Source organism: Mycobacterium sp. (assembly GCF_046091765.1).
GTDB lineage: Bacteria > Actinomycetota > Actinomycetes > Mycobacteriales > Mycobacteriaceae > Mycobacterium.
The window spans coordinates 1-6923 of record NZ_JBJTCF010000034.1 but is presented as its reverse complement, the minus strand read 5'-3'; the positions used below and the strand labels follow the sequence as shown (position 1 = coordinate 6923).

Here is a 6923-nt window from a genome sequence, read left to right as displayed (position 1 = left end):
GTGAGCATGTCGATGGACGCCTGTACGTCGCCGGAGCGGAACACCTTGAGGTCGAAGCCCGCGCTGAACACCCGCTCGTTACCGGCGATCACCACCGCGCCGGCGCCGTCTGCCTCGGCCCGGTCGAGGGCGGTGTTGATCTCGGCCAGCATGGCCGGGCCTAGGACGTTGACCTTCCCGTCGTCCATGGTGACCACCGCGGTCGACTCGTCCTGGCGATAGCTCACACTCACGGCTTGCTCCTCACGGTTGGCACTGGCCTTCGGGTACCGGAATGACGGTACCGAGGCCTGCGCACCCGCAGGGGCAGAGCCGAACCTGAGGAAATGCTGAGTACGCTCTGCTAACATTTCCTGATGCGCGCATCCGGCCACGTCGGCCGGGGTCGCGGCTTAGCGGCCGCGCTCGGTGTCGGGGCAGTGCTGGCGACCGGCGGATACGGGGTCGCCTGGGCCGCACCGGCCTCCCAGGACGCGTCGGCGGTCGCGGCGGACTCTGCTGCCGGATCGCCTGCGGACCCCCGGCACCGATCCGAGCGGGCCCGCGGCCGGGCCGCCGAACGCCCCGTCGAGGCCCCCGCCGCCGCCCCGGCGAGGACCCGCGAGGCCCGGCCGGATTCCCCCGTCGCGCCGAAACGCCAGGACTCGGGGCGCTCCGAGGGCTCCGACACCACGCCGACCTCCTCGCGACAGCCCCTGTCCGCCGCGCGTGCCGGCCTTCCGGCAGCGGCGCGGGTCACCCGCACCCCTGTGCAAACGGTGGTGGCGGTCGCTGCGGAACCGGCCACTGAGCCGCAGACCACCGAGCAGCACCCGCCGCCGGCTACAGCGCCGCCGGTGGCGGCCGTCGCTTCGGGTGCCCTCGCGTCGGCCGGGGCGGTGGCGGACCTGGTGGACCTCGGGTCGGGCACCGGACCCCTCGCACCGGTCGGGTCCGCCCTGAGTTGGGCTGTGCTCGCCGTCGCTCGCCGTCCGGGGACGCCGCAGCCGGCAGCCGCGACCACCACTGCTGGGACTGTCAGCGCCACCCCGCTCGCCCGGCAGGTCACCGTCAACCCGATCATGGCGTTCTTCTTCAACCAGACCCCGACCTTGAGCCCGGTGCAGCAGAGCCAGGGTCCGGCCGGCGTGATCAGCGGCGCGCTCAATCCCAACGATCCGGACAGCCCGACGTTGAGCTACACGCTCGTGCGCGCCCCCGTCAACGGCGTGGTGGTGATCGACGCGGATGGCAACTACACCTACACCCCCGACCGGGCGGCCGCCCACGTGGGCATCGCCGAAACCTTCGACGTCACGGTCAGTGATGCACCCAGCGGTTTTGTGATCCACGGCTTCGCCGGCCTGCTCAATCTGCTGACCTTCGGTCTGCTGGGATCCCGCGGCGACACCAGCACGGCCACCGTCACCGTCACCGTCACGCCCGTGAACGAGGCGCCGACCGCCACCTTCAGCGTGGGCAGCCCAGATCTCAACGGTGTGGTGCGCGGCACGGTCGTCGGTGCGGACGCCGACGGTGATCCGCTGACCTACGGCGGCTCGGGCAGCACGGGCAAGGGCACGGTCGTCATGGCCGCGGATGGCAGCTTCAGCTACACCCCGACGGCGGCCGCGCGCCATGCTGCCGCGTCGCTCACGGCCACCGACGCCGCCCGAGCCGATTCCTTCGACCTGGTCGTCACCGATTCCTACGACGACTCCGCCGTGGTCACGGTGACCGTTCCGATCACCCCCGCCAACACCAACCCGACCGCCACGGCCAGTGTCAACGCTCCGAACGCGGCCACCGGCGTGGTGACCGGCAGGGTGACCGGCAGCGACGCCGACGGCGACGTGCTGAGCTACACCGCACCCGCTGCGTCGGCCAAGGGAACCCTGGTGATCGCACCGGGCGGCACCTTCACCTACACCCCGACGGCCGCGGCGCGCCACGCGGCGGCGTCGCTGACCGCGACGGCGGCCGACAAGACCGACTCCTTCACCGTCACGGTCAGCGACGGTTACGGAGGCTCGGTCAACGCGACGTTCAGTGTGTCGATCTCGCCGAAGAACAGCGCTCCGACCGGCTCGATCAGTCTGGGGACCGCCGACGCGGCGACCGGAACGGTTGTCGGCGCGGTTCTCGGGAGCGACGCCGACGGGGATGCGCTGGCCTACACACGATCGGCGAACCCGTCGAAGGGTACCGCCGTCGTCACCGCGGCCGGTGGCTTCACCTATACGCCGACCGCCGATGCGCGCCACGCCGCCGCGTCGATCACCGCGACCAGCGCCGTGAAGACCGACACCTTCAGCGTGACGATCACCGACGGCTACGGTGGCTCGACCGCGGTACCGGTGAGTATCACCATCTCGCCGCTGAACACCGCCCCCACCGGTTCGGCCAGTGTCGGCAGCCCCGACGCGGCCACCGGACTCGTCGCCGGAACGCTGATCGGCAGCGACGCCGACGGAGATGCGCTGACCTACTCGGGTTCGGGTTCCACGGCCAAGGGCAGTGTCGTGGTCGGCGCCAATGGCGGCTTCACTTACATCCCGACCGCCGCCGCGCGCCACGCCGCGGCGGCATTGACCGCGACCGCCGCCGACTCGTCCGACACCCTCACCCTCGCCATCAGTGATGGACACGGCGGTTCAGTCAACATCCCGGTCCTCGTGACCATCGCTCCGCAGAACAACGTTCCGATCGCGCTGGCCAGCGCGGGCTTTCCGGACGCGACGACCGGCCTGGTCGCCGGGACGGTGATCGGCAGCGACGCCGACGGGGACACCCTGAGCTACTCGGGCTCCGGCGCGACCGCCAAGGGCAGCTACGTGACCGCGCCCAATGGCAGTTTCACCTACACCCCGACGACCCTTGCCCGCCATGTCGCCTCGCTCGCCGGAGCCACTGCGGCCGACACCGCCGACACCTTCACCGTGACGGTGAGTGACGGTTACGGCGCGTCGGTCGCCGTGCCGGTCAACGTGACCATCAGTCCGGCCGGGGTGACCTTCAACTTCGTCTACGGCACCGGCTCGCAGTTCTGGTCGGACAGTGCGCGCGGCGCGCTGCAGACCGCCGCAACGTCGCTGGCCTCCTACATCGTGGTCGGCGCTCCGGTGACCATCACGTATTCCGTGACCGGCGAGAACGATCCGAACTCGACGTTCCTCGCCTCCGCTTACGCGAACTTCAGCAGCGGCAGCCCCGGCTACTACGACACGGTGGTGCAGAAGAAGATCCTCACCGGCGTGGACAGCAACGGGGCGGCGGCCGACGGCGGCATCACCTGGAACTTCGCCCCCCGGTGGGAGTACGCCGACTCGGTGGCGGGCAACGAATACGATTTCCAGTCGGTGGCGATCCACGAGTTGATGCACACGCTCGGTTTCATCACCGGCGCGGGCAGCCCGGATAGCCTGGATCAGAACTGGACCGTCTACGACAGTTTCCTGAGGACCTCAAACGGAACCGCGGTCATCGACGGCACCTACACCTTCATTCCCGCGTACACCTCGAACCTGACGGGCGGCGGTGGCGGGCTGTACTTCGCCGGACCCAATGCGGTCGCCGCATACGGCGGGTATGTGCCGCTCTACACGCCCGGCACCTGGTCGTCGGGAAGTTCGCTGTCCCACGTCGACCCGGCGCAGGTCGGAGCGACCCCCTTCTTCATGAAGCCGTTCTACAACTACGGGCCGGGCGTGCGGACCATCGGCGCCGTCGAACGCGGCATGCTCAGGGACCTCGGCTACGTCGTGTACGCCTAGCCGGGTTCCCGGTCAGCCCGTGCCCATCAGGGCGCGCCACTGCTCCAGGGTGGACACCCGGTAGACGTAGTTGCTGCGTTTGACCTCCGAGAGACTGGCGCTCGGTTCAGCCGAGTACCAGTGCCCCGGAAACACCGTCGGGTCGCCGGGCAGCGCGGAGAGCTTGCCCAGGCTGCGGAACATCTCGTCGACGTCGCCTCCGGGGAAATCGGTGCGCCCGCAGCCGTCGAGGAAGAGTGTGTCGCCGGCGACGAGGCGCCCGTCCAGCAGGAAACACTGGCTACCCGGGGTGTGCCCGGGGGTATGGAGCAGTTCGATGTCGATCGCACCGATCGCGACTCTGTCACCATGCTCGTGGGGAGTCAGGTCGCTCATCGGGATCCCGGTCACGCGGGAAACCCATTGTGCCTCATGCGTGTTGACGTGTACCGGCACGCTGATCCGCTCCAGCAACTCCGCGAGGCCCTTCAGTTCGAAGCCCATCATCGACCCGCCGATGTGGTCGGGATGGTGATGGGTGACCAGCACTCCCGAGAGGGTCATCCCATCAGCCTCCAGGGTGTCGAGCAGGTCGCCGGCGGCGTAGGCGGGGTCGACGACGACGGCATCGCCGGTCTCCCGGTCGCCGATCAGGTAGGCGAAGTTGCGCATCTGCTGAGCGATCATGTCGCCGGCGGCGAAGTCCTGTCCGGAGAGCAGCTGGCGAAAGTAGAGGCGGTCGGCCATGTCCTGACTCTAGGTCACCTCGTCTCCGGGGAGCAGTCGTTCCGGGTGGTGGTAGTCGTTGGTGCCGCCCCGCAGCGGCAGGTGCGGTGGCGGGATCCACTCAGTCACTCCGTCGGACCGTTTTCGGGTCCTCCAGCCACCGGGCTTAATCAGGCGGTGGTCGGGTTTGCAGCCCAGCGTCAATTCGGTGACATCGGTCAGGCCGCCGTCGGCCCACTCTTTCGTGTGGTGGACCTCGGTGAGGTAGCCGGGCACACTGCAGCCGGGTCGCGTACAGCCACGCTCGAGGGCATGCAACACGATGCGCTGATCGGCCGACGCGATCCGTTTGGTCCGGCCCAGATAAAGCGGACGCCGCGTGTGCTTCTCGTAGATGCACAGGTAGTGGAAGGCGTGGGAAGCCATCCGGATGAGGTCGCGCATCGGCAGCAGGGAACCGCCGCCGGTGACCGCATGACCGGTGGCGCTGGACAGCTGTTCGACAGTTGCGGTGGCGATGACGGTGACCGGTAAGCCGTTGTGCTGACCGATGGCGGGGGAGCCCAGCTGGCTGCGCAGCAGGGCGCCGAGCGCGTCGTGCTGGCGTTGCGCGACCGATCGCAGGTCGCGGTCGATGACGTCCTGTGTCGGGTCGCCGTTGACCGTGGGCGTCTGGTCGGCGGGGTTGCATCTGCCGGGCGCGGCGAACTTGGCGAGCAGGGCGTCGATGGTGGCGCGTAGCTCGGGGGTGGCGGTCAGTCGGCCCTCGGTCATACCGTCGGGTCGCTGCCGGCCGCACCAGGTGAAGCCGCGCCGGCGGGCTCGATCCTCGTCGGTGAACCGCCCGTCGGGGTTGATCGTGATCGCCAGCCGGTCGGCGACGACCTGCAACTGGTCGGGCCGCAGCTCGGCGGCCTTCTCGGCCAGAAAGACCTCGGCTCGGGCGGTCTCGCCGGGATGGGTGTCCACGGGCAGTTCGCGCAGGAACCGCTGGATCACCCGGAGGTGTTCGACGTCGAGCCCACCGGCTGCCCAGGCCTTGGCGGTCGCCGGCAGCTGCGGCGGCAGGCACTGCCCGGTCAGGGTGGACTGGGGCGAGAGTTGAGCCGCGTCGCGCAACCGGCGGCGCGCCTCGGCGGGGCTGAGCCGTGCCACATCGGCGATCGCCCGGTAGGCCGGGCCGCACAACTCCTCGGACCCGCGGCGCTCCACGGCGGCGGCCAGGTCGCAGGCCAGGGCCCGCACCCGCCGTCCTCCGGTTTCCACCTCCTCCACAACGCCCAGCAACTCGGCCACCGGCAGCGCATCGCCGTCCAGAGCGCCCAGAGCCTGCACCGCGTCGCGGAACGCGCGCAGGGCATCCGCCACCGGAGTCGAAAACATGTTCGAAGACTATCGCCGACCTCCGACAGGGCCAACCCCTCGGCCTGCCCCTGTGGATGAAGTCCCCGCTGTGGACAGCGTGGCAACGCACCGTCGGCCGAGGTGTCTGCTGCAATGGGCTCCATGAGATCCCGTTCGCTTCTCGTTCCCGGCGTCGCATTGGCCACCGTGGGGGCCGTGGCCCTCGGGCCGACCCTGGTGACACCACCGGCCGCGACGCTGGCCCGGCCGGCCCTTGAGATCCCCGCCGTACAGGTCCAGGACCTCCAACTCGCCGGTATCGGACGTGACATCTACGACTCGATCACCCAGTTCGTCCAGTACGTCGTCGAGTCGTCCCAGTTCTGGATCGACCTGATTCCCGGGATCGGACCCCCGCTCGCCCAGCAGGTCGGCATCAACTACTTCGACTTCATCCAGCCGGTCATCGCGAACACCGTCTACTACATCTCCGACCTGATCGCCGATCCCGCGTCGTTCGTCCCGCTGACGGTGAACTACGGCAGCAACCTCTTCTATACCGGCTACAACTGGGTGTCCCAGCAGGCGCAGTTCTTCGGCCAGCCCGCCTTGCCGCCGATCCCGCAGCCGACCCCGCTGGCCTCGGTTGCCGCGCCTGCAGCATCCGCGCCCGAAGCCCCCGCCACCTCAGCCGTGGCCCCGCCCGGCATCCCCGCCGCGAAGGCCCGGGCTGACCGTGCCGACCGGCGGGCCCCGTCGGACGCCCGGAACTCGGCTGCCCGGCGCGCCGCGACCAGCGCGGCGAGCACGGCCCGCGGTGAATCCCGCAAAGCCGCCGCGGTCACCCGCGGCGCGAGCCGAACCGCCGAGAAGGCCGCTTCGGAAGCTCCCGACGCCGCGAACTAGGCTCCTCGGGGTGCTGAACGTTCCGGTGCGCCTCGCGCTGATTCCAGCGACCCTGGCTACAGGGCTGGCTACAGGGCTGGTTATGGGGCTGGGCCTGACACCGGGCATGACCCCACCAGAGCCGGCACAGGTCACGGTGCCCGCTGTGCCCGCTGTGCGCGTCGAGGAAGTCCTGTTGACCGGCATCGGCCAGGACATCTACTACGCCATCACCCC

The 6923-nt window shown here is 69.8% G+C and carries 6 protein-coding genes; 3 read left to right on the top strand and 3 right to left on the bottom strand.

The window, feature by feature from the left end:
* Positions 1–188: enoyl-CoA hydratase-related protein (locus ACKOB8_RS03070; protein ID WP_526375522.1), on the bottom strand; the 188-nt coding region annotated here is incomplete at its 3' end.
* Between the two features lie 168 nt (positions 189–356).
* On the opposite strand from ACKOB8_RS03070, the gene ACKOB8_RS03065 reads away from it, so the two are divergent.
* A complete protein-coding gene (locus ACKOB8_RS03065; protein WP_526375520.1) occupies positions 357–3752 on the top strand; it encodes a cadherin-like domain-containing protein in 3396 nt (1131 codons plus the stop codon).
* A 12-nt stretch (positions 3753–3764) separates the two neighbouring features.
* Here ACKOB8_RS03065 and ACKOB8_RS03060 read toward each other — a convergent pair whose 3' ends face one another.
* Positions 3765–4478, bottom strand: a complete 714-nt coding sequence (locus ACKOB8_RS03060; RefSeq protein ID WP_526375518.1) for an MBL fold metallo-hydrolase — start codon at positions 4476–4478, stop codon at positions 3765–3767.
* 9 nt (positions 4479–4487) lie between these two features.
* Complete coding sequence (locus ACKOB8_RS03055; RefSeq protein ID WP_526375516.1) at positions 4488–5840, bottom strand: HNH endonuclease signature motif containing protein; 1353 nt, start codon at positions 5838–5840, stop codon at positions 4488–4490.
* Positions 5841–5963: 123 nt separating this feature from the next.
* Here ACKOB8_RS03055 and ACKOB8_RS03050 point away from each other — a divergent pair, with 123 nt between their 5' ends.
* Together ACKOB8_RS03050 and ACKOB8_RS03045 are read left to right on the top strand one after the other, a co-directional pair.
* A complete protein-coding gene (locus tag ACKOB8_RS03050; RefSeq protein WP_526375514.1) occupies positions 5964–6707 on the top strand; it encodes a hypothetical protein in 744 nt (247 codons plus the stop codon).
* A 10-nt stretch (positions 6708–6717) separates the two neighbouring features.
* Positions 6718–6923, top strand: a 206-nt coding sequence (locus ACKOB8_RS03045; protein WP_526375512.1) for a hypothetical protein, incomplete at its 3' end; no start/stop codon positions are given.